The sequence below is a fragment of the Streptomyces ipomoeae 91-03 genome (assembly GCF_000317595.1).
Classification (GTDB): domain Bacteria; phylum Actinomycetota; class Actinomycetes; order Streptomycetales; family Streptomycetaceae; genus Streptomyces; species Streptomyces ipomoeae.
Genome location: NZ_AEJC01000283.1, coordinates 1 through 24,194 on the forward strand (window position 1 = coordinate 1; position 24,194 = coordinate 24,194).

23 protein-coding genes and 1 pseudogene are annotated in these 24,194 nt (G+C 69.5%); 11 read left to right on the forward strand and 13 right to left on the reverse strand.

All coding sequences use genetic code 11. From position 1 onward, the window contains the following. Nucleotides 1–30: 30 nt before the first annotated feature. Nucleotides 31–2,421: a transglycosylase domain-containing protein gene (locus STRIP9103_RS18560; RefSeq protein ID WP_048820528.1), complete on the reverse strand. Its 2,391-nt coding sequence runs from the start codon at nt 2,419–2,421 to the stop codon at nt 31–33. A 379-nt stretch (nt 2,422–2,800) separates the two neighbouring features. Here STRIP9103_RS18560 and STRIP9103_RS18565 point away from each other — a divergent pair, with 379 nt between their 5' ends. The 9 genes from STRIP9103_RS18565 to STRIP9103_RS18605 all read left to right on the forward strand — a co-directional run bounded on the left by STRIP9103_RS18565 (nt 2,801) and on the right by STRIP9103_RS18605 (nt 13,892). Then, complete coding sequence (locus STRIP9103_RS18565; protein ID WP_033531809.1) at nt 2,801–3,325, forward strand: PadR family transcriptional regulator; 525 nt, start codon at nt 2,801–2,803, stop codon at nt 3,323–3,325. Beyond that, on the forward strand, nt 3,322–4,017 hold the full coding sequence (locus tag STRIP9103_RS18570; protein WP_009314554.1) for an ABC transporter ATP-binding protein: 696 nt from the start codon (nt 3,322–3,324) through the stop codon (nt 4,015–4,017). Before STRIP9103_RS18565 ends, STRIP9103_RS18570 begins: the two co-directional genes overlap by 4 nt. Continuing rightward, entirely contained in the window at nt 4,014–6,374 is a 2,361-nt protein-coding gene (locus STRIP9103_RS18575; RefSeq protein WP_009314549.1) for an FtsX-like permease family protein, read from the forward strand. The genes STRIP9103_RS18570 and STRIP9103_RS18575 overlap by 4 nt, the downstream gene beginning before the upstream one ends. Nucleotides 6,375–6,423: 49 nt before the next feature. Continuing rightward, on the forward strand, nt 6,424–6,996 hold the full coding sequence (locus STRIP9103_RS18580; protein WP_009314548.1) for a carboxymuconolactone decarboxylase family protein: 573 nt from the start codon (nt 6,424–6,426) through the stop codon (nt 6,994–6,996). A gap of 127 nt (nt 6,997–7,123) precedes the next feature. Continuing rightward, complete coding sequence (locus STRIP9103_RS18585; protein ID WP_009314561.1) at nt 7,124–7,903, forward strand: class I SAM-dependent methyltransferase; 780 nt, start codon at nt 7,124–7,126, stop codon at nt 7,901–7,903. Between the two features lie 858 nt (nt 7,904–8,761). Beyond that, nucleotides 8,762–9,535, forward strand: a complete 774-nt coding sequence (locus STRIP9103_RS18590) for an isoprenyl transferase (protein ID WP_009314560.1) — start codon at nt 8,762–8,764, stop codon at nt 9,533–9,535. A 383-nt stretch (nt 9,536–9,918) separates the two neighbouring features. After that, on the forward strand, nt 9,919–11,244 hold the full coding sequence (locus STRIP9103_RS18595) for a PhoH family protein (RefSeq protein ID WP_009314547.1): 1,326 nt from the start codon (nt 9,919–9,921) through the stop codon (nt 11,242–11,244). A gap of 395 nt (nt 11,245–11,639) precedes the next feature. Then, the gene (locus STRIP9103_RS18600; RefSeq protein WP_181800181.1) at nt 11,640–12,350 is read left to right on the forward strand and encodes an aggregation-promoting factor C-terminal-like domain-containing protein; all 711 of its coding nucleotides are present in this window, start codon (nt 11,640–11,642) and stop codon (nt 12,348–12,350) included. 198 nt (nt 12,351–12,548) lie between these two features. After that, nucleotides 12,549–13,892, forward strand: a complete 1,344-nt coding sequence (locus tag STRIP9103_RS18605; RefSeq protein WP_009314543.1) for an AI-2E family transporter — start codon at nt 12,549–12,551, stop codon at nt 13,890–13,892. Between the two features lie 36 nt (nt 13,893–13,928). Here the strand turns inward: STRIP9103_RS18605 and STRIP9103_RS18610 are convergent, their stop codons facing one another. After that, nucleotides 13,929–14,495 carry a dihydrofolate reductase family protein gene (locus STRIP9103_RS18610; RefSeq protein ID WP_048820530.1) on the reverse strand — a complete coding sequence of 189 codons (567 nt, stop codon included), beginning with the start codon at nt 14,493–14,495 and terminating at the stop codon, nt 13,929–13,931. 112 nt (nt 14,496–14,607) lie between these two features. Here STRIP9103_RS18610 and STRIP9103_RS53460 point away from each other — a divergent pair. Beyond that, nucleotides 14,608–14,883, forward strand: a pseudogene (locus tag STRIP9103_RS53460) (ankyrin repeat domain-containing protein); the annotation flags it as partial. On the opposite strand, the gene STRIP9103_RS51595 reads toward STRIP9103_RS53460, so the two are convergent. Further along, entirely contained in the window at nt 14,857–15,009 is a 153-nt protein-coding gene (locus STRIP9103_RS51595; protein WP_234022238.1) for a hypothetical protein, read from the reverse strand. The pseudogene STRIP9103_RS53460 and the gene STRIP9103_RS51595 overlap by 27 nt on opposite strands. A gap of 286 nt (nt 15,010–15,295) precedes the next feature. Here STRIP9103_RS51595 and STRIP9103_RS18615 point away from each other — a divergent pair, with 286 nt between their 5' ends. After that, entirely contained in the window at nt 15,296–15,844 is a 549-nt protein-coding gene (locus tag STRIP9103_RS18615) for a HEAT repeat domain-containing protein (RefSeq protein ID WP_009314566.1), read from the forward strand. 11 nt (nt 15,845–15,855) lie between these two features. Here the strand turns inward: STRIP9103_RS18615 and STRIP9103_RS18620 are convergent, their stop codons facing one another. From STRIP9103_RS18620 to STRIP9103_RS18665, 10 genes are all read right to left on the reverse strand, one after another. Continuing rightward, a complete protein-coding gene (locus tag STRIP9103_RS18620) occupies nt 15,856–16,512 on the reverse strand; it encodes an OmpA family protein (RefSeq protein WP_181800182.1) in 657 nt (218 codons plus the stop codon). 2 nt (nt 16,513–16,514) lie between these two features. Then, nucleotides 16,515–17,114, reverse strand: a complete 600-nt coding sequence (locus STRIP9103_RS18625; protein ID WP_009314556.1) for a hypothetical protein — start codon at nt 17,112–17,114, stop codon at nt 16,515–16,517. Between the two features lie 15 nt (nt 17,115–17,129). Then, nucleotides 17,130–17,747, reverse strand: a complete 618-nt coding sequence (locus STRIP9103_RS18630) for a pilus assembly protein TadG-related protein (protein WP_258543873.1) — start codon at nt 17,745–17,747, stop codon at nt 17,130–17,132. Continuing rightward, nucleotides 17,744–17,953: a hypothetical protein gene (locus STRIP9103_RS18635; RefSeq protein ID WP_009314564.1), complete on the reverse strand. Its 210-nt coding sequence runs from the start codon at nt 17,951–17,953 to the stop codon at nt 17,744–17,746. The genes STRIP9103_RS18630 and STRIP9103_RS18635 overlap by 4 nt, the downstream gene beginning before the upstream one ends. A 105-nt stretch (nt 17,954–18,058) precedes the next feature. Continuing rightward, entirely contained in the window at nt 18,059–18,847 is a 789-nt protein-coding gene (locus STRIP9103_RS18640) for a response regulator (RefSeq protein WP_009314557.1), read from the reverse strand. Continuing rightward, nucleotides 18,840–20,039 (reverse strand): sensor histidine kinase, encoded by a 1,200-nt coding sequence (locus tag STRIP9103_RS18645; protein ID WP_009314565.1) that lies wholly within the window; start codon nt 20,037–20,039, stop codon nt 18,840–18,842. Before STRIP9103_RS18645 ends, STRIP9103_RS18640 begins: the two co-directional genes overlap by 8 nt. 374 nt (nt 20,040–20,413) lie before the next feature. Next, nucleotides 20,414–21,319, reverse strand: a complete 906-nt coding sequence (locus STRIP9103_RS18650) for a DUF5936 domain-containing protein (RefSeq protein ID WP_009314553.1) — start codon at nt 21,317–21,319, stop codon at nt 20,414–20,416. A 17-nt stretch (nt 21,320–21,336) separates the two neighbouring features. Beyond that, complete coding sequence (locus tag STRIP9103_RS18655) at nt 21,337–22,284, reverse strand: type II secretion system F family protein (RefSeq protein ID WP_048820534.1); 948 nt, start codon at nt 22,282–22,284, stop codon at nt 21,337–21,339. Nucleotides 22,285–22,360: 76 nt separating this feature from the next. Further along, nucleotides 22,361–23,701, reverse strand: a complete 1,341-nt coding sequence (locus STRIP9103_RS18660; RefSeq protein WP_009314562.1) for a CpaF family protein — start codon at nt 23,699–23,701, stop codon at nt 22,361–22,363. Nucleotides 23,702–23,751: 50 nt separating this feature from the next. Continuing rightward, nucleotides 23,752–24,194, reverse strand: a 443-nt coding sequence (locus STRIP9103_RS18665; protein ID WP_009314555.1) for a TadE/TadG family type IV pilus assembly protein, incomplete at its 5' end; no start/stop codon positions are given.

The following is a 24,194-nucleotide window of genomic DNA, read 5'->3' on the forward strand; positions in this document are numbered from 1 at the left end:
CTCCAGCCGTCCGACCGTGGGTCTTTGTCGCTAACCGTCCGACTGTGGGTCGTTCGGGTTCGTCGGTAGTTCCACGTCGCCCTCGCCGTCGGTCGGGGTCTCCTCCGGGGTCGTTTCCGGGGTCTCCTCCGGAGTGGTTTCCGGGGTCTCCTCCGGGGTCGTCGGGGGCTCCGACGACGGTTCCTCGGTGGTGGGGGTCTCCGACGGGGTTTCGGACGGGGTCGCCGACGGGGTGAAGGTGGGGGTCGGGGACTCGGTGGGCTCCACGGCCGCGCCCTGGTTGGTCTCCAGGTCGAACTTGGTGGTCTTGCCCATCACGCCGAAGGTGTACTCGGCCCAGATCCGGGCGGGGAAGCCACCGCCGTTGATGCGGTCTTCGCCGAGCGCGTTGTACATCGAGACGTGCTTGCCGCCGTTGTCCATGTCCTCGCCGAAGAGGCCGACGGACGTGACCAGGTTCGGGGTGTAGCCGGTGAACCACGCGGAGCGGTTCTCGTCGGAGGTACCCGTCTTGCCGGCGACCTGCTGGCCGTCGCGGGCGGGGTTGTCGCGGACCGACGTCTTGGCCGTACCGTCGTCGACCACGCCGGTGAGGACCGAGGTGACCGTGTCGGCGGCCTCGCGGCTGATGACCTGCTCGCCGACCGCCTCGGGGAACTCGACCTCGCCGTCCCGGTGCTTGGCCGAGGCCACGATGGACGGGGTGACCTTCTTGCCGTGATTGTCGAGGGTGGCGTAGATACCGGCCATCTCCAGGGGGCTCGCGCCCATGGTGCCCAGGGTCTGGGCGGGTACGGCCTGCATCCCCTCGGTGTCCATGCCGAGCTTGCCGGCGACCTCCATGACCTTCTCCATGCCGACGTCGACGCCCATCTGCGCGAAGACGGAGTTGATGGACTTGTTCATGGCGGTCTGCACGGTGACGTCGCCGTAGTCGGCGTTGTCCTCGTTCGGCGGCGCGAAGCCGACCTTGGTGCCGTTGTCGACGACCTCGTGCTTGCTGTCACCGTCGTAGACGGTGCTCGCGGTGATCGGGTCGCCGTCCTGGGTCTCGGCGCCCTCGTCGACGGCCGCGGCGAGGACGATCGGCTTGAAGGTGGAGGCGGGCTGGTAGTCCCGGCGGGTGGCGTTGTTCTGGTAGTGCTTCACGTAGTCGACGCCGCCGTACATGGCGACGACCTTGCCGGTCTTGGGGTCGACCGAGACGGCGCCGGCCTGGATGAACTTGTCGACCTTGCGTTTCTTCGGGTCGAGCTTGCCGGTGAGCTGCTCCTTGACGGCCTTCTCCAGCTTGGCCTGCTTCTTCGGGTCGATGTTCAGCGTGACGGTCCAGCCACCCGCCTCGATGAGCGTCCTGGCCTCCTCGATGTCGGACGCCTTGTCGTCGGCGACGAGCTGCCTGGCGAGCTGGTTGTTGGCGGCCTCCACCAGGTAGCCGTTCTGGCCCTGCATGTCGGGCGCGCCCTGGGGGTCCTTGGGGATGGGGAACTTCAGGGCGTCACGCTCGGAGGCGGGCAGCCACTTCATCTCGACCATGTTGTCCAGGACGTAGTTCCAGCGGTCCTTGACCAGCTTCCTGCCGGTGTCGGAGGCGATGGCCCAGTCGTACTGGCTGGGGGCCTGGAGCAGTGCGGCGAGATAGGCGCCCTGTTCGACCTTCAGGTCCTTGGCGTCGACGCCGTAGTAGGCCTGGGCGGCGGCCTGGATGCCCCAGGCGCCGCGGCCGTAGTAGCTGGTGTTGATGTAGCCCGCGAGGATGTAGTCCTTGGACTCGTTGCGCTCCAGCTTCAGGGAGATGACCAGCTCCTTGAGCTTGCGGGTCACCGTCTGGTCCGACGTGAGGTAGTAGTTCTTGACGTACTGCTGGGTGATCGTCGAACCACCCTGCTTTCCCTTGCCGGACAGGGTGTTGATCAGACCGCGGGTCATGCCCTTGAAGTCGACGCCGGGGTCCGTGTAGAAGGTCTTGTTCTCGGCGGCGACGAAGGTCCGCTGAACGGGCTTGGGGACGTCCTGGAGTTCGACGATCTCACGGTTGGTGGTGCCGGAACGGGCGAGGATCTTGCCGTTGGCGTACTTGTAGACGTTGCTTTCCTTGGTGGCGTCCGGGTTGCCCTTGGGAATGTCGATCATCAGGTAGAGCACGATGAAGGCGCCCATGCCGAGCAGGATGACGCCGAAGAACGTGCCGAGGATCTTCTTCCAGGTGAAGAGGCGGCGTATGAGGCTCTTCTGTTTCTTGCCGTTCTTCCCGTTCTTGCCGGCGTTCCTGGCCGCGGCCCGGGCGGCGGCCCGGCCGCCGCCTTCGGGCGGGCCTATGACCGTGGTCGCGCCTGCCGCCGTCGCGCCCGAGGACGAGCGCTTCGGCGCCGCGCGGCGACCGCCACGCTGCCGCGCTCGTCTTTCTTCCGCTCGTCCCATGGCTCCGGTCCGCTCCGCCTTCTGCTCGTCTCGTACTGCTCGTATCGCGTCTCGTACGTCCCTGTGGGTCTCGTACGTCACTCCGGTCTGTCGCCGGTCGGCTCAGCAAGCTAACACCGAGGACTGTGGTGCGGGGGAGTCCCTTCGCCCCGTTCCGGCGTGACAATGCGCACGACGCGCGCGTCGTCGCGCACCTCATCCCACCGGAACGGACGTTCCAACAGGGCGGATGGTTGCCTCGTCCGTCCCATGATTCACCGGTGGCCACGGTGACAGAACCGTGACATTCGCCGTTGACCAGCACTCCTTCCACCCCGCACCACCACCTATACACGGCACGTATACGCGAGGTGTATACCCCGTGTGTACAGTCGTGTTCATGTCCATCGGTCACACCCTCCTGGGACTCCTGGAGTCCGGGCCCCGACACGGTTACGACCTGAAGCGGGCCTTCGACGAGAAGTTCGGTCACGACCGGCCGCTGCACTACGGCCAGGTCTACTCGACGATGTCGCGGCTGCTGAAGAACGGCCTCGTCGAGGTCGACGGCATCGAGCCCGGCGGCGGCCCCGAGCGGAAGCGGTACGCGATCACCGAGGCGGGCATCACCGATGTCCAGCGGTGGCTCGCCACGCCCGAGAAGCCCGAGCCATATCTGCAGTCGACCCTCTACACCAAGGTCGTCCTCGCCCTGCTCACCGACCGGAACGCGGCCGACATCCTCGACACCCAGCGTTCCGAGCATCTGCGCATGATGCGCATCCTCACCGACCGCAAACGCAAGGGCGACCTAGCCGACCAGCTGATCTGCGACCACGCCCTGTTCCATCTGGAGGCCGATCTGCGATGGCTGGAGCTGACCGCCGCCCGACTGGGCAAGCTGGCCGAGGCGGTGACCCGATGAACCCGTCGCCCCCCGCCGGCTCCCTGCTCGTCGCCACCGATCTGCGCAAGGCGTACGGTCCGACCACCGCGCTGGACGGCGCCGAGTTCTCCATCCACCCCGGCGAGGTCGTCGCGGTGATGGGCCCCTCCGGCTCCGGCAAGTCGACGTTGCTGCACTGCCTCGCCGGGATCGTGCCGCCCGATTCGGGCTCGATCACGTACAACGGCCGTGAGATGGCCACCATGAACGACTCCGAGCGCAGCGCGCTCCGGCGCAGCGAGTTCGGGTTCGTCTTCCAGTTCGGTCAGCTGGTGCCCGAGCTGACCTGTGTGGAGAACGTGGCGCTGCCGCTCCGGCTGAACGGCACCGGCCGCAAGGACGCCGAGCGGACGGCCCTGTCCTGGATGGAGCGCCTGGAGGTCGACGACCTCGCCCGCAAGCGGCCCGGCGAGATCTCCGGCGGCCAGGGGCAGCGGGTCGCCGTGGCCCGGGCGCTGGTCACGAACCCCCGGGTGGTGTTCGCCGACGAGCCCACCGGCGCACTGGACTCGCTCAACGGCGAGCGCGTGATGGAGCTGCTCACCGAGGCCGCCCGGTCCACCAACGCCGCCGTCGTCCTGGTCACGCACGAAGCGCGGGTCGCCGCGTACTCCGACCGGGAGATCGTCGTACGGGACGGCCGGTCGCGGGACATGGAGCGCGTCGTATGAGCTCTTCCGCCGTACGCCAGTGGTCCCAGGACCTGGCAATGGGTGTCCGGTTCACCTTCACCGGGGGCCGTGAGGGCTGGCTGCGCGCCGTGCTCACCGCGATCGGCGTCGGCCTCGGCGTGGCGTTGCTGCTGCTCACCACGGCGGTACCGAACGCGCTGTCCGCCCGGGACGCCCGTGACGACGCCCGCGAGGACCTCGGGTTCCTCTACTCCGCGAGCGAGCCCCGCCTCAAGGCGTCCGACAAGACGGTGGTGGTCGCGGACGTCGACACCGAGTACCACGACAAGGGCGTACGCGGACGGCTGCTCCAACCCGAGGGGGCGAGCGCGCCGCTGCCGCCCGGGGTGGCGAAGTCGCCGGCGCCGGGCGAGATGGTCGTCTCCCCCGCCCTCGCCGAGTTACTGAAGTCGGACGACGGCAAGCTGCTGCGCGACCGGCTGCCGTACCGCACGGTGGGCACCATCGGCCAGAGCGGGCTGATCGGCTCGGCCGAACTCGCCTACTACGCCGGTGCCGAGGGGCTCGCGGAGCGGATCGACGGCTCGAACGTGGGCCGTATCGACTTCTTCGGCCCCAAGACGAAGTCCCCACCCGAGGAACTCGACCCGATTCTGCTGCTGCTCATCCTCGTCGTCTTCGTGGCGCTGCTGATGCCGGTCGCCGTCTTCATCGCCACGGCCGTACGGTTCGGCGGCGAGCGGCGCGACCGCCGGCTGGCGGCGCTCCGGCTGGTCGGCTCCGACAGCGGGATGACCCGCCGGATCGCGGCGGGCGAGGCCTTCGCGGGCGCCGTGCTGGGCCTGCTCTTCGGCACGGTCTTCTTCCTGATCGGCCGGGAGGTCGCCGGCTCGGTCGAGCTGTACGACATCAGCGTCTTCCCCAGCGACCTCAACCCCTCCCCCGTGCTGGCCCTGCTGGTCGCGCTCGCGGTCCCCGCGGCGGCCGTCCTCGTCACCCTGTTCACGCTGCGCGGCGTCGTCATCGAACCGCTCGGCGTGGTCCGCACGGCAAAGCCCGCGCGACGCCGCCTGTGGTGGCGGCTGCTGCTGCCACTCGGCGGACTGGCGCTGCTGGCGCCGATGGTCGGCATGGGCGCGGACAGCGGGCAGTTCAACGAGTACATGGTCACCGGCGGTGTCGTACTGCTGCTCGTCGGCATCACCGCGCTGCTGCCGTGGATCGTGGAGATCGTCGTCGCCCGGCTGGGCTCCGGCGCCGTCTCCTGGCAACTGGCCGTCCGCCGGCTCCAGCTGAGCAGCGGCACCGCCGCCCGCATGGTCAACGGCATCGCCGTGGCGGTGGCCGGCGCGATCGCCCTGCAGATGCTGTTCGCCGGGGTCGAGAGCCGGTACACCGAGACCACTGGGCTGGACACCAACCGCGCCCAGCTGGAGATCAACCTGTCCGAGGGCATACCGGTGACCGCCGCCGCGAAGGACCTGAAGGGGGCCCGGGGTGTGGACACCGCCGTGGCGCTGTTCGGCGACTCGGTCGCCGGCGCCCGCAAGGACCCCGAGTACATGTTCGACGTGACCATCGGCGACTGCGCCGATCTGCGTGAGCTGGCCCGCATCACGTCCTGCCGCGACGGCGACGTCTTCCTCATGGAGGACAAGGACGGCTACGACCCCGACATGCTGAAGCTCGCCGCGCCCGGCAACACGCTCTACTTCGACCCGACCTACACCGGGGACACGAAGGGCACCGAGACGCCCTGGACCCTGCCGGCCGACGTGCGGAAGGTGAAGGAGCGCCCGGACTCGCTCCGGTCCGCCATGTCCGGGCTGCTCGCCACCCCGGGCGCCGTGCCCGCCGGCACGGAGTCCCAGCACTACAGCAGCATCTTCGTACGGCTCGATCCGAAGGTTCCGGACGCGCTGGAAGAGGTGCGGAACGCCGCTGCCGCGATCGATCCCGTCGCCAAGAGCTGGGAGTGGGAATCGTCCCGCCAGGCCGACGAGTTCACCAGCATCCGCACCGGTCTGCTGGTCGGGGCGTCCGCCGTCCTCGTCCTCGTCGGAGCGAGTCTTCTCGTGACGCAGCTCGAACAACTGCGCGAGCGCAAGAAGTTGCTGTCCGCGCTCGTCGCCTTCGGCACACGACGCCGTACCCTCGGCCTCTCCGTCCTCTGGCAAACTGCGATCCCGATCGTCCTGGGGCTGTTCCTCGCCACCCTCGCCGGGCTGACGCTGGGGGCGGTGCTGCTCAGGATGACCGCGGTGCCGGTGGCCGTCGACTGGGCGAGCGTGCTGACGATGAACGGGGTCGGGGCGGGGGTCGTCGTGCTGGTGACCTTGTTGAGCCTGCCGCCGTTGCTCCGGCTCCTGCGGCCGGACGGGTTGAGGACGGAGTAGGCGGAGGCCGACGTAGGGTGGCCACACCGCCGAACGGGGATGACGTGACATGTCGCTCGATGCTCTGAAGTCCGCGATTCCGGACTACGCCCGGGACCTTCGCCGGAACCTGGACGTGGTCATCGGCGACTCCCCGCTGTCGGAGCAGCAGCTGTGGGGCACGGTGCTGGCGACCGCGATCGCCTCGCGGTCACCGCTCGTCCTGCGGGAGCTGGCGCCGGAGGCCGAGGGGAGGCTGTCGGCCGAGGCGTACACCGCGGCGAAGGGCGCTGCCGCGGCCATGGCGTTGAGCAATGTGTTCCACCGCACCCGGCATCTGCTGTCCGACCCCGAGTACGGCAGCCTCCGCACCGGGCTCCGTATGAACGTCCTCCGCGATCCCGGGGTCGACCGGGTCGACTTCGAGCTGTGGTCCCTCGCGGTGTCCGCCGTCAACGCGTGCGGGGCGTGTCTCGACTCCCACGAGCGGGCGCTGCGCCGGGCGGGGGTCGAGCGGGAGGTCGTCCAGGAGGCGTTCAGGATCGCGGCGGTCGTTCAGGCGGTGGGGGTCACGGTGGAGGCGGAGGTGGAGCTGGACCGCGTCTCCGGGGGCCGCCACCCCCAGACCCCCGCGGGGGGATGAAAGGGGTGGCTGCGCGGAGCCGCACATGTCACGGCCCCGCGTCCCGGAGGCCTGCGGCCCTCCTGCATGCCGGCGGTGGTGGAAAACGAGTCGCGTCCCCGTCTCCCCCTTGGAAAAATCCACCCCCATGTCTGCCCTCCACTCCCCCACGTTCGAAGACCTCGTCGCCGAAGGCGCGGCCGTGCCCACCGACGGGTGGGACTTCTCCTGGTTCGAGGGGCGGGCCACCGAGGCTCGGCCGTCGTGGGGGTACGCGCGGCTGATGGGTGAGCGGCTGGGGCGGGCGTCGGCCGCGCTGGACATCCAGACCGGCGGCGGGGAAGTGCTCGGTTCCGCACCGAAGCTGCCCCCGGTCACCGTCGCCACCGAGGGGTGGCCGCCGAACGTCGCCAAGGCCACCGCCCTGCTGCGTCCGCGCGGTGCGGTGGTGGTCGCCAGCGCGGAGGACGCTCCCTTGCCCTTCGCGGACGGGGCCTTCGATCTGGTCACCAGCAGGCATCCGGTGGCCGCGCGCTGGGGGGAGATCGCTCGGGTGCTCAGGCCCGGGGGTACGTATTTCGCGCAGCACGTCGGGCCCAGGAGTGCCTTCGAGCTCGTCGAGCACTTTCTCGGGCCTCAGCCGGAGGATGTGAGCAGCGCGCGGCATCCGGACAACGAGCGGGCGGGGGCCGAGGCGGCGGGGCTGGAAATCGTCGATCTGCGGGCCGAGCGGCTGCGGATGGAGTTCTACGACATCGGTGCCGTGGTTCACTTCCTGCGCAAGGTGGTGTGGATGGTCCCCGGCTTCACGGTCGAGGCGTATCTGCCCCGACTCCGCTCCCTGCACGAGCGGATCCAGGCCGAGGGCCCCTTCGTCGCCCACAGCGCCCGCCATCTGATCGAGGCCCGCAAGCCCACGAGACCCTGACGCCTCGCCCTTGGCGCCCGACCGTAACCTTCCCTATCGCCAAGGCGGCCCGCGCTTCGAGAACTGCGCCCGACTGCGGTCGACCGCACGTCCGGCGAAGACGGGTCACTCCGGAGGGAAGACGGTGAGAGTCCCCGGCCCAGAAGGAAGATCGGTGGTATCCACATCGTTATCGGCCGCGGCTTGGCTTCGGCGGACCCTGTCACGTAGGTTCAGACCAAGGTAATTCGCGTGAGCAAAGCTGCGCGGGCGGTGCCGCGCAGTGGAGGGGATTGCGCGGTGCCGCGACCACCGTCGGCGTCAAGCAGGCGCTCCCTCGCCACTTCACCCGAACGAGGGCGCCACGCCGCCCGCACACGACAGTCGCACAAGGATGTGCGAACCCCATGGTTCCACCAGGATTCCGCCCGTTCCCCTTGGAATCCGTCGTGATCCGGCCATGATCTCCCCTTGATCACACCCTGAATGAACCCTTCCGCGCTCACCGCCGCGCTGTCGTCCGGCTCCGGAGAGTAGTTGTGGCACGCCGATGCACGCAGCATCACTCACAAAGGGTTATGGTGGAACCCCCCCCCTCGGGCCGGTCCGTCTCCCCCCCACGGACCGGCCCGTTTTTTGTGGGCCCGGACCACCCCTCCAGGAGGCCCCGCAGCACCCCTCAAAGGGGCGCGGGGCTGTGACATATGCGGCTCCGCCGCGCGGGCGCGACCAGCCCCCACAAACCCGCAGCGACCCCCGAACCGTCGAACCCCACGCTCACCCCACCCCCGTACACCCGTTGGCGGACTTGGCCCCAACCACCGGTAGGCTCGGCCCCCCAAGGGGACCGCATCCGCTTTCGGAGGGGCTGACATTCACGTGAACCTGCGCGACAAACTGCGCGGCCTGCTCGTCAAGGTCTACGCACGCAGGGTCGAGGGTCACCTCGACCACGCCCAGGTGCCCAAGCACATCGGCGTGATCGTGGACGGCAGCCGCCGCTGGGCGAAGGCGGCGGGATCCACCACGACACAGGGCCACCAGGCCGGCGCCCAGAAGATCGGGGAGTTCCTCGGCTGGTGCGCCGAGACCGACGTCGAGGTCGTCACCCTCTGGCTGCTCTCCACCGACAACTTCGGCCGGCCCCAGGAGGAACTCGTCCCCCTCCTCGGGATCATCGAGGACACCGTGCGCTCCCTCGCCGCCGACGGCCGCTGGCGCGTGCACCACGTCGGCGCGCTCGACCTGCTCTCGCCGGGGATGCAGCGCACGCTCAAGGAGGCCGAGGAGACCACCTCGCACGTCGACGGGATACTGGTCAACGTCGCCATCGGGTACGGAGGACGCCAGGAGATCGCCGACGCGGTGCGCTCGATGCTCCTCGACGCGCAGGACAAGGGCACCTCGATGGAGGAACTCGCCGAGTCCGTCGACATCGACATGATCGGCCGACACCTCTACACCGTCGACCAGCCCGACCCCGACCTGGTGATCCGCACCAGCGGCGAGCAGCGGCTGTCCGGATTCATGCTCTGGCAGACCGCCCACTCCGAGTACTACTTCTGTGACGTGTTCTGGCCTGCGTTCCGGAAGGTCGACTTCCTGCGCGCCCTGCGTGACTACGCGGCGCGACACCGTCGCTACGGAGGCTGACGCTCCGTATCCGTTCCGGATCACCTTCACATGGCCTCCGCATTGCGAATGAGGCACAAATCACCCCCATTGAGGCAGAAGTAACCAGGAGTTCACCGGGGCGTCCTCACACGGCGTGGCATGGCGGCGCATGTTCGAGGGCATAAGCCAGTCAGGTCGACACCCGAACCACGGGTGTCGGATCTCAGCGGGCGGCTCGGGGCCGTCCGCCCGGGAGGCCCTTTGCACCAGCCCGATCGTGCGGTCACAGCACGGACGAAGCAGCGGAGGGCCGGTCACCGGCCCGTGCAACGGCGCCGACGACCGGCCGCTTGTTCCCACCCTGCCCACCCTGGGTTCCATCCCGTCGCTCCCCGACCTCATCCGAGGGGGTACGTCCTTCCGTGGTGACCAGCACAAAGCGCCACAAGCCAGACCGGCGCACCTACGTCCTCGACACCAGCGTCCTGCTGGCCGACCCGAACGCTTTGAGCCGCTTCGACGAGCACGAAGTCGTGCTGCCGATCGTCGTGGTGACGGAGCTGGAGGCGAAGAGGCACCATCCCGAACTCGGCTACTTCGCCCGGCAGGCGCTGCGTCTGCTCGACGAGTTCCGGGTACGGCACGGCCGTCTCGACGCCCCCATCCCGATCGGGGACCTCGGCGGGACCGTACGCGTCGAGCTCAACCACTCGGACCCCAGCGTCCTGCCGACCGGCTACCGCCTGGGGGACAACGACTCCCGCATCCTCGCGGTGGCCCGGAACCTGCAGGCCGAGGGCTACGACGTGACTGTCGTGTCGAAGGACCTGCCCCTCAGGATCAAGGCGTCGTCCGTCGGTCTCCTCGCCGAGGAGTACCGCGCGGAGCTCGCCATCACGGACGCCTCCGGCTGGACCGGGATGTCCGAGCTGACCCTGCCGGGCGAGCAGGTGGACATCCTCTTCGAGGAGGGGACGGTCCATGTCCCCGAAGCGAGCAGCCTGCCCGTGCACACGGGTCTGACGATCCAGTCGGAGCGCGGCAAGGCACTCGGCCGGGTGACGCCCGAGGGCAACATCCGCCTCGTACGGGGTGACCGCGAGGCCTTCGGCATCAAGGGCCGCAGCGCCGAGCAGCGCATCGCGCTGGATCTGCTGCTCGACCCGGACGTCGGGATCGTCTCGATGGGCGGCCGGGCCGGCACCGGCAAGTCGGCGCTCGCGCTGTGCGCGGGCCTGGAGGCCGTGCTCGAACGGCGCCAGCACCAGAAGGTGATGGTCTTCCGTCCGCTGTACGCGGTGGGCGGGCAGGAGCTCGGCTATCTGCCCGGCTCCGAGGCCGAGAAGATGAGCCCCTGGGCGCAGGCGGTCTTCGACACGCTCTCCGCGGTCACCAGCCGCGAGGTCATCGAAGAGGTCACCGCGCGCGGCATGCTGGAGGTCCTGCCGCTCACGCACATCCGCGGCCGTTCACTGCACGACGCGTTCGTGATCGTGGACGAGGCGCAGTCGCTGGAGCGGAACGTCCTGCTGACCGTTCTGTCCCGGATCGGCGCGAATTCACGGGTGGTTCTGACCCATGACGTGGCCCAGCGCGACAATCTGCGCGTCGGTCGCTACGACGGTGTCGTCGCCGTGGTCGAGAAGTTGAAGGGCCATCCGCTCTTCGCCCACGTCACGCTCACAAGGTCCGAACGGTCCCAGATCGCGGCGCTTGTGACCGAAATGCTGGAGGACGGACAGATCTGACCGAAAGCCAGCAGATTTAGCCGAAACCCAAAGGCGCCGTCCGGCAAAGGCTACGAGCCTAGCCGGGCGGCGCCTCGGCGCGTACGGGTTTCCGTTGATCCCCCGCACCAAACGAAGTGTGACCTTTCACACGCACCGCTGAATTGCCTCCCGGTGTCGGGTTACGGCAGAGTCTCACTCCTGTCAGGCCCCGCATACGACACACCTGTACCCCCAGCGGTACGGCACAACAGCAACACCATGGTCAACTCCATAGCGTCGTCGTATGCCGCCCGCGCACCACGCGGCGCTCCCCGCAAGGGAGTTGCCCACCGGGCCCGCGCCTCCGTGACCCCGCAGTTGGGAGGCCAGCGCCAGGGGCACGATTGCGTCCGCCAGGGTCACCGAGGCGGGCGATGCTGGAAGGAAACCGTGTGAGCCGGATTTCGGTCCGGGGATTCGCAGTGGCTTCGGCCACCGCGGTCACCGCAGTCGGAAGTGTCGTCGGCGTTGCCTCCGGCAGCACCGCCCAGACCACGGACGACGCCGAGGCGGTCGCGAACGACACCACGTTGCTCGCCGACATACCCGTCGGTCAGCAGGCCGAGGTGCAGACCGCGTCCCTGACTGCACAGGCCGACGCACAGTCCATCGCCGCCGACGCGAGCGCCCGCAAGGACGCCGAGGAGACCGCCCGCAAGAAGGCGGCCCAGGACGCGATCGACAAGCAGAAGGCGGCTGAGAAGGCCGAGGAACTGCGCAAGGCGAAGGAAGAGGCCGAGAAGAAGGCCTCCGCCGCCGGTTCGCTCGGTGACGTCCCCATCCAGGGCTCGTACTCCATCGCCGAGATCCAGGCGATGGCCAAGTCGGTCGTGGCGAGCGACCAGTGGACGTGCTTCAGCAACATCGTCGACCACGAGTCCGACTGGAACTACAAGGCCGTCAACCCCTCCTCGGGCGCCTACGGTCTCTTCCAGGCGCTGCCCGGCTCCAAGATGTCGTCCGCCGGCGCCGACTGGCAGACCAACCCGGCCACGCAGATCAAGTGGGGCCTCAACTACATGGAATCGCGCTACGGCAGCCCCTGCGGCGCGTGGTCGTTCTGGCAGGCCCACAACTGGTACTGAGCCGACTGCCGAGCCGGGCACCTCTGGTGCCCGGCCGTCCCGCCGGGCCACCGGGCCCCCGGGCGCTCAACCTTCCGAAGCCTCCCACCGTCCTTTGGTGGGAGGCTTCGGCCATGTACGGTCGAAGGCCCCTGGCCGGAATCGCGACCTCCGGGGGGAGTGGTGGGCAGCAGGAGCGACGGGGGAAGAGAGCGGATCATGTCGCGAGTGCCTGGGTGGCTCGAACGGCTCGGCGCCGGACTGAGCGGGTGGGGCGAGCGATTGGAACGGCGCCGCGCGGAGATCGAGTCCGAGGAGCGGGAGGGCACAGCACTACGGGAGACCCAGGGCGGTGGCGGTGCCGCTCGGGCGGGCTCGGCGGCCGGGGCTGACGCGGGAGCTGGAGCGACTGCCGGCGCCGGGGCCGACGAGGGCGGTGCTCTCGGGGACTCCCCCGCCGGGGCCGCCGGCCGAGCGCCCGTCCCCGTGTACTCGGCCCGTCCCGATCCCGCGTCCGCGGTGCCCTGGGGGATGCGCGTCGCGGCCGAGGCCGGGTGGCGGTTGCTCGTACTCGCGGGCACCGTCTGGGTGTTGATGCGGATCATCAGCTCCGTACAACTGCTGGTGCTGTCCTTCACCACGGCGCTGCTCATCACCGCGCTGCTCCAGCCGACGGTGGCACGGCTGACCAGCCACCGTGTACCGCGCGGTGTCGCCACGGCCCTCACGGCGATCCTCGGCTTCGTCATCATGGGGTTGATCGGCTGGTTCGTCACCTGGCAGGTCATGGAGAACATCGACGACCTCTCCGACCAGATCCAGGACGGTATCGACGAGTTGCGGCGCTGGCTGCTCGCCAGCCCCTTCCACGTCACCGAGAAGCAGATCAACGACATCGCCGGGAACCTCCGTGAGGCGATCAGCGACAACACGGACACGATCACCACGGCGGGCCTGGAGGGCGTGACCGTCATCGTCGAGGCGCTCACCGGCATCCTGCTGACGATGTTCTCCACGCTGTTCCTGCTGTACGACGGCAAGCGGATCTGGCGGTGGACGCTGAAGCTGGTGCCGGAGGCCGCCCGGCCGGGTGTCGCCGCGGCCGGGCCGCGCGCCTGGCAGACGTTGACGGCGTACGTACGCGGCACGGTGATAGTGGCGCTGATCGACGCCATCTTCATCGGCCTGGGCATCTACTTCCTGGACGTGCCGATGGCCGTCCCCCTCGCCGTCTTCATCTTCCTGTTCGCCTTCATCCCGCTCGTGGGCGCGGTCGTCTCGGGCGCCCTGGCGGTGGTCGTGGCGCTGGTGACACAGGGCGTCTTCACGGCCGTCATGACGCTGGTCGTGGTACTCGCCGTGCAGCAGATCGAGGGGCACATCCTGCAACCGTTCATCCTCGGCCGGGCCGTCCGGGTCCATCCGCTGGCCGTCGTCCTGTCCGTGGCCGCGGGTGGGATGGTCGCCGGGATCGGGGGCGCGGTGGTGGCGGTGCCGTTGGTGGCGGTCACGAACACGGTGGTGGGGTCGCTGCGGGCGTACTCGCGGGAGAGAGCGGGTTGATTCCCTCCGGGGCGGGCTGATTCCTTCCTGAGCCGGTCAGTGCCTTCCGTAGTGGAGGAGTACGACTCCGTTGCCGAAGGTGTGGGTGTCGATCAGCCGCAGGCCGGTCGGGGTCATGGCCTCGGTTTCCGGGAAGAGGCGCCTGCCCCGGCTGAGGATCACGGGGTGGATGTAGAGCCGGTACTCGTCGATCAGGTCGTGGCGCATGAACTCGGCGCCGAGGTTCGCGCCGCCGAGGGCCAGGTCTCCGCCGTCCTCGGCCTTGAGAGCTCTGATGTCGTCGTCGACGACGTCCCGGACGATCGTCGTGTGCCACTCGGCCCGCTCGAGCGTCCGGGAGAACACGAGCTTCGGCATGTCGCGCCAGATCGCGGCGAACTCGGCCACGGTCCGGGAGACGGCCGGGTCCCGGTCGGCCGTGGGCCAGTAGTCGGCCATCAACTCGTACGTGACCCGGCCGTGGAGGAAGGCGCCCATGCCGGAGAGCAGGTCGTTGAAGTGCGTGTGCAGTTCGTCGTCGACGAGGTGCCAGTCGATCTCGCGGTTCGGGCCCTCCATGTAGCCGTCGAGGGACAGGGACATCATCAGGACGATCTTTCGCATGGCTACGGCTCCTCGCGCTTGCGGTGTCGGTGATGAGACGAGGATCGCGTGGCTGGGGCTCGATCGCACGGACTTGGGCTCCGGCGTGTAATTCGATCGTCTGGGCTGCCGTATGGCCCTAGGGTTCGCCGGATGGGCGGATGTGCGTTCGAGGGGGCCGGGCTTGGGGTCTGAGGCGGTGTTGGTCGAGGCCGTACGGCGTGGGGATGTGTGGGCGGCCAGGGAAGCGCTTCTGGGTGGTGTGTCGCCGGAGAGTGTCGATGAGGGCGACGGGGTGACGGTCCTGGGGCTGGCCGCACGGAACGACGACGAGGAGATGGTGCGGATCCTTCTCGACGCCGGTGCGGAGGTGAACGGGCGGTCACGCGGCGGGCTCACCGCGCTGATGCTGGCGGCGGGAGCCGGGGCCCACCACGCGGCGGACGCACTGCGGGAGGGCGAGGCGTATGTCGCCCTGCGGGACGAACAGGGCCGCAGCGCGCTGGACTTCGCCGAGGAGGGGGCCGAACGGCACCCGGACGAGCCCGGGTATCCGATGGTCGTCACGGACCTGGAGAGGTACTTCGGCAAGCGGGCCGGTTTCGCGGAGGTGATGGGGCGGGCGATCCGGTTCGGGGACACCGACAGCGACATGTGGACGCGGGCACGGTGGACCTTGGACGGCCGGGCGGACGACGAGACGGTGGAGGGGGGCCGCGGAGGCGCTCAACAGCTCCCGGGCGCCCGAGCGTTACTTCGCGGCGGAGCTGCTGGGCACCTTCTGCCTGTGGAACGGCTCCCTGCGCAACGGCGAGCACCGGATGCGGCAGGCGGTGGCACTGCTGCGGGGGCGGTTGGCGGTGGAGGAGCACCCGGTCGTCCTCGCGTGCGTCATCCGGGGGCCGGCGCTGCAGGCGGCGTTCGCGGACTACGCGCGGGAGATCATGCGTCACGCGGGCCATCCGCATCCCGAGGTGCGTGCCGCGGTCGCGTACGCCGCCGAGGGCGCGACGGACCCGAAGGACCGCGAACTCCTCCAGGCGCTCATCACCCTGGCCCGCGATCCGTACACCGAGGTCCGCCAGAACGCCGTGGCCACCCTCGCCCACCTCGCCGACTGGCCACCCGCCGTCCGCACCGCCCTCCGCCGCGCCCTGCACGACCCGGACCCGACCGTCGTCCACGACGCCGCCTGCGCCCTGGGCCACCGGGACCCCGAGCGCCCGCTTCCGTTCCGCGCCGAGCAGATCCTCGTACGCCACTTCCTCGCGCAGTCCCGGGAGGGCCGGTACCACAGCGACGCGTACCGGGTGATCGAACGGTGGCCGGTGGAGCACTACTGGGACGTGCGGGACTCGTTGCCGGAGTGAGCCGGAGTGAGTCAGCTCTGGTCGCTGCCGGAGCCGGACGCGGTCCTCGGGAAGGAGACCTCCACTCGGCGGTTCTTCTTGCGGCCCTCCTCCGTGGAGTTGTCGGCGATCGGGTAGTCCTCGCTGTAGCCGCGCACCTCGAAGGTGATGTTGGGGCCCAGGTCGCCGGCGAGGAGGTCGTGGACGGCTTCGGCGCGGTTCTTGGAGAGGGTCAGGCCGTGGGCATAGGAGCCGAGGTTGTCGGTGAAGCCGAAGACCCGGACCGTGGTCGCGCTCTGGCTCTTGATCTCCTCCGCGATGGCCTGGATGCGGGAGCGGGCCTGCGGGTTCAGCGTCGCGCTGTCCTTGGGGAACAGGACTTCCGCCTGGAGGGCGAACGTGACGTTCTCGTTGGTGTCCTCCCGGCGTTCCTCACCGCCGAGATCCTCGACGACCGACTTGATGTCCAGGACCTTCGCCGGGGCCAGCGTCGCGCCTTCGGCGAGCTTCAGGCCCGGGCTGTTCGCGTCCACCTCCGGGGGTGGGGACGTGGTGACCGTGCCCGGGGGTTCGCTGGGGTCGTCGGCGGCATGGGCGGGACCGGCGAGCGTGAGGGCGGCCAGCACGGCCACGGCCACGCCCAGCGTCGCCGTGCCCGTCGTGGCGGCTCGTGGGGTCAGGGCGGCCATGGTCACTCGCCCTCGGAGAGTTCGATGGTGGCGGGGGGCATGGAGCCGACCTGGAAGTCGACTTGGGTTGTGCCTTCGGGGGGGGCGGGGAATTGGGCGAACCAGTCCGTGGTCGCTCCCGTCTGAACGCCGCCGGTGAACTTCGTGCACAGGCAACGTCCTTCCGTGTCGCGGAGGACGAGATACTTCTTCTTGCCCGTCTGGTCGATCAGACTCGCGCCCGCGATCGAGCCACCGTTCTTGACCAGTTCGCTTTCGTCGCCTCGCCACTCCGCGCCGACCCACGGCTTGCCGGTGCCGTTGGTCACCGTTCCCTCGACTGTGACGAAGCCACCGCCGTCGCGGGCTGCCGACGTGACCTTGAGCGTCAGGCCACCGGCCTTGACTTCGGCCAGGGCCGATTCGGCGGCAGGGGCTTCGGACTCCTGCTTGTCGTCGTCACTTCCGTTGTCCTTGGACGGCGTCGACGACGACTCCGTGTCCGACGACTTGTTGTCGTCGTCCCCTCCCCCGCCGCAGCCGGCCACCGTGAGGACCAGCCCGGTGGCGATCGTCACCGTGGTCAGAGCCATGCGGCCCTTCATGGTGTACCGGAATTTCATGGGAACAGCTTCCTCTCACTCGGCCAGACGCACAGAGAACATCACGGACGCGTCGGGAAGGTCGTCCGGATTGAAATTTCCGGGGTCGATGTCAACGGGCTCGCCCTCGCAGTCCAGCGCCACGGGCTTCGTGGGATCCGCGTTCACATCGAAATCGCAGCGCGGTTGGATGACGGCGGTGGCCTGGGCCGCGGCCGTCATGCTTTCGGTGCCGGGGATGATCGAGTCGCCGACGGTGTAGTCCGTCTGGACCTCGACGAGAAAGCCTGGAAAGCCGCCCACCTCAGCGGGCTGGGCACCGCCCAGAACGGTCGAATTGTTCGCGGCGGCCAGTTCCTGGGCCGCGACTGTGGCCCCTTCGGCCGGGAGCCCACCGGTGGGCAGGTCCAGCCAGTCCAGCCAGTCGTCGTTACCCGCGTCGATGGCGTCCCCGAGGTCGAGCAGCAGTTCTTCCCGTGCCTCCTGCGCGGCAGCCAACGCCGCAGCGTCCGCCGCGGATTGGGCACCATTGCGGGCGGACGCTGCCTGGGCGAACGCGAAGAATGCCAACGCCGCGAAGAGCAGAATCGTCGTCAGCCAGATGTAGATGGGGAGGGTGGATCCCCGGTCGCCGAACGGCCGTGGGCCCGTCAGCCACCGATGACGTTGGTCACGGCGGCCAGAATCGCCCCCGAGATCAACCCGTCCAACCCCAGCCCGTCGATCATCACGAAGATCCCCGCGACGATGATCATGATGCCCGCGTACTCCACGAACCCGGCGCCCGAGTCGCGTCCCCTCCCCCGCATTCGGGAGACGACGGTCCTCTTCCAGGTCCCGATGCGGTTTTTCACCTTCATGGCGGTTGCCTTCCCGCGTGATGCCGACTCCAACCGGATCACAGTAGGTGAGAGGGCACCTACTGGGGGTGGGTCCAGGGGCCCAACTTCGGCGAAACGACGGGCTCATCGGGGCCACCCCTCGGGGGTGGTGCCCAGCCAGTGGGCGATGGCTTCGCTGCGCGTTGAACTGTGCAGTTTCGCGAAGATGTGATTGATGTGGTTCTTGACGGTCTTCTCACTGATAAAGCAGGTGGCGGCGATCTGACGGTTGTTCATGCCGGACGCGATGAGGTCCATCACCTCCACCTCCCTTGAACTCAGGCCGAATGACGGACGGTTGGGCCGATCGAGGATGCGCCGGTGGAGTGGCGACGCATGGTCGGGGCGAGCCTTTGACGACTGTGACACAAATGGTTGCACTTGCGAAGAGATGACGTGACCTTCTTGTGAAGGTTCGTAGGAAACACCGAGTGAACTTGAGACATTCGCGACGGCGGTGGAGAGGGAGGGGGAGATGATGGGCCGACCTTCCCTCAGGTCCCTCACCGCCTCGATCAGTTCCTCCGCAGTGAACTCGCCGTGGACCAGGTAGCCGGACGCCCCTCGCCGCAGGGCCTCGGCCACGACCTCGGGTTCTGTGCTGTAGGTCAGCATCATCACGGGGGACAGCGCGGCCAGTTCGGGGAGGGCCGTGAGGCCGTCGGTGCCGGACATGCGGACGTCGAGGAGGGTGACGTCCGGGCGGTGGCGGTCCGCTTCCCGGATCGCCTCTTCGCCGTTCGTCGCCTGGGCCACCACCTCGATGTCGGGGTGCGTACCGAGCAGGGCGGCCAGGCCCGCGCGGACCACCGGGTTGTCGTCTGCGACCAGTACGCGGAGTGCCTGGTCCTGATCCTGGTCCTGGTCAGGCATGGGCGGACTCTTGTGGGAGGGGTCGGGGGGCTCGGGCGGTGCGGGGTGCGGCCAGGGGGAGGGTGAGGGATATCTCCGTACCGGATGGGTCTGATCGCAGGTGGAAGGCCGCGCCCATCTGGGCGGCCCGTTCCGTCATGCCCAGGACTCCGAAGTGGCCGGAATTCGGTGCCTCTTCGAGGGTGTGTGGGGACGGCAGGCCTACGCCGTTGTCCTTGATCTTGAGGTGGAGAGCGGTCGGGGTGGTGGTCAGGTCCACCTCCACCGCTGTCGCCTGTGCGTGGCGGTGGATGTTCTCCAGGGCCTCCGTCGCTATCGCGAGGAGGTGGTGGGTCGTTTCGGGTGGGAGGGGTGGGGGCTCCGCGCCCGTGGGGGTGATGGTGGTGCGGGTGGGGATCGAGGTGCGGGTCTCGAAGTCCCTTGCCTTCGCCGTCAGTGCGGTCTTCAGGGGCGCGGGCGGGGTCGTTGTCGTCAGGTCCGTGTGGCGGCGCAGGTCTGTCAGGAGGTCCCGGGATTCGGCTGCGGCTCGGCGGGCCGCCGACGCCACCAGGGTCGCCTGGTGTTTCAGCGTGGCCGGATCCTGGTCGGGACGGTCCGCCGAGATCGCCAGCGCGTCTGCCGCCAGTGCCAGGCCGTGCAGGGTCTTGGCCACCGAGTCGTGCAGCTCGCGGGCCATACGGGCGCGTTCGGACTCCACCGCCTCGGCCACGGCCAGGCGGGACGTCGCCTCCGACAGGGCCTGGGTTGCCGTACCGAAGCGGAACAGCAGGTTGCGGAGGGTTACGCCGATGATGCCGGCCGCGACGCAGAAGCCGGCGATGAGGAGGGTGCTCGCGCCCGCGCCGGGGCGGTGTTCCCAGACGCGGTGGACCGTGAGCAGGACGGCGAGCTGGAGGCCGGTGAAGACACCGGCGCCGCGCCAGCCGTAGAGGAGGCCGGAGAGGAGGGGGGTGCAGACCGTGGCGTAGGCGAGGGGGGAGGCCGGGGAGGCGGTGAGGAGGAGGACCGCGCCGAAGAGGAGGTCCAGGGCCATGAGGGTGGGGTGGGCCAGGAGGCGGGGGGCGAAACGGGGCCAGTCCCTGAGGGTGGCGTAGGAGAGGGTGCTGGCGAGGACGGCGGCGGTGAGTACGGCGTGGGTCGGGGGGCCGTCCGTGGTGTTGGCCAGGGCGAAGGGGGTGCCGATGGCCAGCATCGTGAGGCGGACGGCGATGGTTTGGCGGGAGAGGGATTGGAGGGCGTTGAGTTGGAGGCGGAGGGTTGCGGGGGGTTGGGCGTCGTCTTGTAGGTAGCCGGTGGTGGGGGTGGGTGAGCCTTGGCTGCGGGGTGCCTGGGGGGTGGGGCTGGGCGAGGGCTGGGTGCGCTCGCCGGGGGTGGGGCTGGGCGGGGCCTTGGTCGCTGGGTGCCCGGCGCTTGGGCCGGGCGGGGCGGGGTTTCGCTTGCCGGCGCGTGCAGGGTGCCGCCGCGCCCGCCCTCCCCCACTCTCGACTTCGCTTGAGCGGGGGAGCCCCCATCGCCCCGGCGGCAGGATTGCCCGCAGCTGGGTAGGCATATCCGCAAGCCTTTTCATCAGCGGCCCAGGATCTCGCCGAAGTTCGTTCCCGAACCCAGGAACATGCCCGTGGCGATGAGGATCATCGTGGCCGGGAGCATGAAGATCAGGGTGACCAGCGTGGCCTTGGGGATGGTTCGGGCGGCTCGGCGGCGGGCGTTCTGGGCGTCTGTGCGGCGCATGTCGGCGGCCAGTTGGATGAGGGTTTCGGCGATCGGGGAGCCCAGCTCCTCGCCCTGCTGGAGGGCTGAGACGAACTGGGCGACCTGTTCGGAGGAGTTGCGTTTGCGGAGCTCGTCGAAGGCCTGGCGGCGGCTCACGCCCATGTCCATCTGGCGGAGCGTGATGCGGAGCTCGTCGGCCCAGGGGCCCTCGTACTTCTCCGCCACGCGGTCCAGGGCCTGGCGGAAGCCCAGGCCCGCCGACACGACGACGGCGAGGACGTCCAGGAAGTCGGGGAGGGTGCGGTCGATGACGTCCTTGCGTTCGCGGATGGCCTGCCAGATCGCGGCGTCGGCGGCGAGGAGGCCGAACGCGAAGGTGCCGGCGGCGAGGAGGGGCCGACCGCTGGTGAGGAAGACCAGACCCATGAAGGCGCCGAAGAAGCCGTAGACGGCCCGGCGGGCGGCGTAGCGGTTGAGGGTGAGGCCACCGGGGTTGCCCGCCATGTCGATGCGGCGGCGCTTGGCGTCGACGCGGCGGGGGCCCATGAGGCGCAGGACGAGGGGCGCGAAGCGCATGCCCAGGCGGTCGATGCCGGAACCGGTCTTGGAGACGCGGGTGGCGCCCACCTCCAGGGCCAGCGTCAGGTCGGACGGGAGTTTCGCGTCGGCCCGGATCATGCGGATGCCGAGGATGACGCCCGCGACGGAGACGGCCGTCAGGAGGGCCAGGACGAGGGGCACGGTCGAGGTTGTCGTCATGTCGGGTCGGCTCCGTCTCAGACTTCGATCTTGCCGAGGCGGCGGATGACGAAGAAGCCGACCGTGTAGAGGCCGATCGAGATCAGGACGAGGGCCTGGCCGAGGGGTGAGCCGGTCACCCGGGCCAGGGCGCCCTCGTTCGAGGAGTTGATCAGCAGCAGGGAGCCCAGGCCCAGGAACGGGACCGTGAAGGCGGTCGCGTTGACCTCGGAGAGCATCGTTCGGACCTCGCGGCGGGTCTCCTTGCGGTCCTCCAGGGTCTGGGTGAGGTTCCGCAGGGAGCTGACGACCGAGCCGCCCGCCTTGTTGGACAGGACGAGGGTCGTGACGAGGACGATCAGTTCGCGGGAGGGGAGGCGTTCGGCGAGCTCGCCGAGGGCGTCGTCCACGGAGCGGCCGAGGGCGAGTTGGTCGGCGACCCGGGCCAGTTCCTCGCCCGCCGGGGCCTCCAGCTCCTCCGCCGCCATCGCCAGGGCCGTACGGAGGGCGAGGCCGGCGGCGGTGGCGTTGGCCAGGAGGCGGGCCACGTCCGGGAGTTGGTTGATGAAGGCCTCGATGCGTTTCTGGCGCTGCCAGTTGAGGAAGATGGCCGCGCTCCAGATGCCCACGGCGCCGGCGATCGGGCCGAAGAACGGGGCGAGGGTCGCCGCCGCGATCAGCCACAGCGCGATCACGAGCATGGCGACGTACGTGGCGAACTCGCCCGCCGTCAGGTCGAGTCCCGTCGTCGTCAGACGGAGGTGGATCGCGCGGCCCAGGCGGGTGCGGCGCAGTCGGCGGTCGATTGCCGTGAAACGGCGTACGCGACCGGCGGCCGTGCGCAGAGGGCCGCTCGGTGCGCCCGCGAGGCGGTCGACCAGGGCCTGGCGTTGGGCGCGGCCCGAGGCGTATGTGTGGGCGCCCGCCACGGCGAGGGTGCCGCAGAGGATGGTGGCGCCGAGGGCCAACAGGGTGGAGTTGTCCATGGACGTGGCGGCGGCCGTGGCTGCCGTGATTGCCGTGGTTGCCGTGGTTGCCATTTCGGGTCCTACCTCCTCTGGGCTATCCGATGGCCTGGCGGGTGTTGAGGGCGTCGATGGCCTCCGCCACGCCGTACGCGGGTGGCAGGGGCTCGTTGGCGACGTACAGCTTCTCCGCTATGGGGCGGGGGATCGGCAGGTGTTCGAAGTGGCCGTGGACGACGCGGTCGGCGCCGAGGGGGGCCGGGACGAAGCGGGAGACCGTGGTGATGCGGAACTGTTCGCGGCCGTGCGAGACGAGCAGGGCGATCTCGGTGATCTTGCGGGAGCCGTCGGCGAAGCGGGTGAGCTGGACGACCACGTCCACCGCCGAGTTGATCTGGTCCTTGAGGGCCTCGAAGGGGATGAGGACCTCGGACATGGAGCCGAGGGTCTGCAGACGCATGAGGGCGTCCTCGGCGGAGTTGGCGTGGACCGTGGCGAGGGAGCCGTCGTGGCCGGTCGACATGGCCTGGAGCATGTCGAGGGTCTCGCCGCCGCGGACCTCACCGACGATGATGCGGTCGGGGCGCATACGGAGGGAGTTGCGAACCAGGTCGCGGATGGTGATCTGGCCCTTGCCCTCGATGTTCGGGGGGCGGGACTCCAGGCGGATGACGTGCTCCTGCTGGAGCTGGAGTTCGGCGGAGTCCTCGATGGTGATGATGCGTTCGCGGGGCGGGATCAGGCCGGAGAGCGCGTTGAGGAGGGTCGTCTTTCCGGTGCCCGTACCGCCGCTGACGATCACGTTGAAGCGGGCGCGGACGAAGGCGGCGAGCAGCATCAGCATCTGCTCGTCGAGGGAGCCCAGGCCGATCAGTTCGGGGAGGGTGTACGCGCGCGGGAAGCGGCGGATCGTGAGGGTGGGGCCGGTGAGGGCCAGCGGGGGGATGATGACGTTCACCCGCTCGCCGGTGGGGAGGCGGGCGTCGACCATGGGGTTCGACTCGTCGACCCTTCGGTTCACCGTGGAGACGATGCGTTCGATGGTCTGCATCAGCTGGTCGGTGGAGGCGAAGCGCAGGGGGAGCTGTTCCACTCGGCCGGCTCGCTCCACGAAGATCGAGTCGGGGCCGTTGACCATGATCTCCGTGACCGAGGCGTCGGCGAGGAGGGGTTCGAGGACGCCGAGGCCCAGGGCCTCGTCCACGACCCTGCGGATGAGCTGGGAGCGTTCGGCGGAGGAGAGGACCGGGCCCTCTCGGCTGATGATGTGGCCGAGTACGCGTTCCAGGCGGGCGCGGCGGTCGGCCGCCGTCAGGGCCGACATCTCGGCCAGGTCGATCTCTTCGAGGAGCTTGGCGCGGTAGACGGCCACGAGGTGTCCGTCCTCGCGTCCGGTTCCCCCTTCGTCGGGGGCGGCGATACGGGATCGCAGGCTCATCTCTCGTCAACTCCTCTCGGGGGACGGTTTCGTTGGGGGCGGGGCGGCTGTCAGTCGTCGTTGTCGTTGTCGTTGTCGTTGGGCATGGTGGCGGTGCGTTCCACGGTCACGGGGTCGAGGAGGGGGACGACGGAGGGGACGGTGACGGTGACCGTGGCGGTGGTGGTGTCGGTGCCGGTGTCCACGTCGGGGGCGGGGTCCAGCCACGAGCTGGCGGCGGCCGTGCCGGCGGCTGCGCCGGCGCCGGGCTCCAGGGACTCGGCCCGGGCTGCGGCTCGGGCGGCCGAGCCGGCCTGGCTGATGCCGTAGCCGATGAGGCCGAGCTGGATCGCCGCCATGCCCACGAGGAGGAGGATGGGCAGGAACCCGGCGAACTCCAGGATGGAGACGCCCCGGTCGTTCCAGCGGGTGCGGGTGGGGGGCTTTCTCGCCGTGCGGGCTGGGGCGCCTGCGGGGTGGGCTGGGGCGCCTGCGGGGTGGGGGTGGGTCGGGG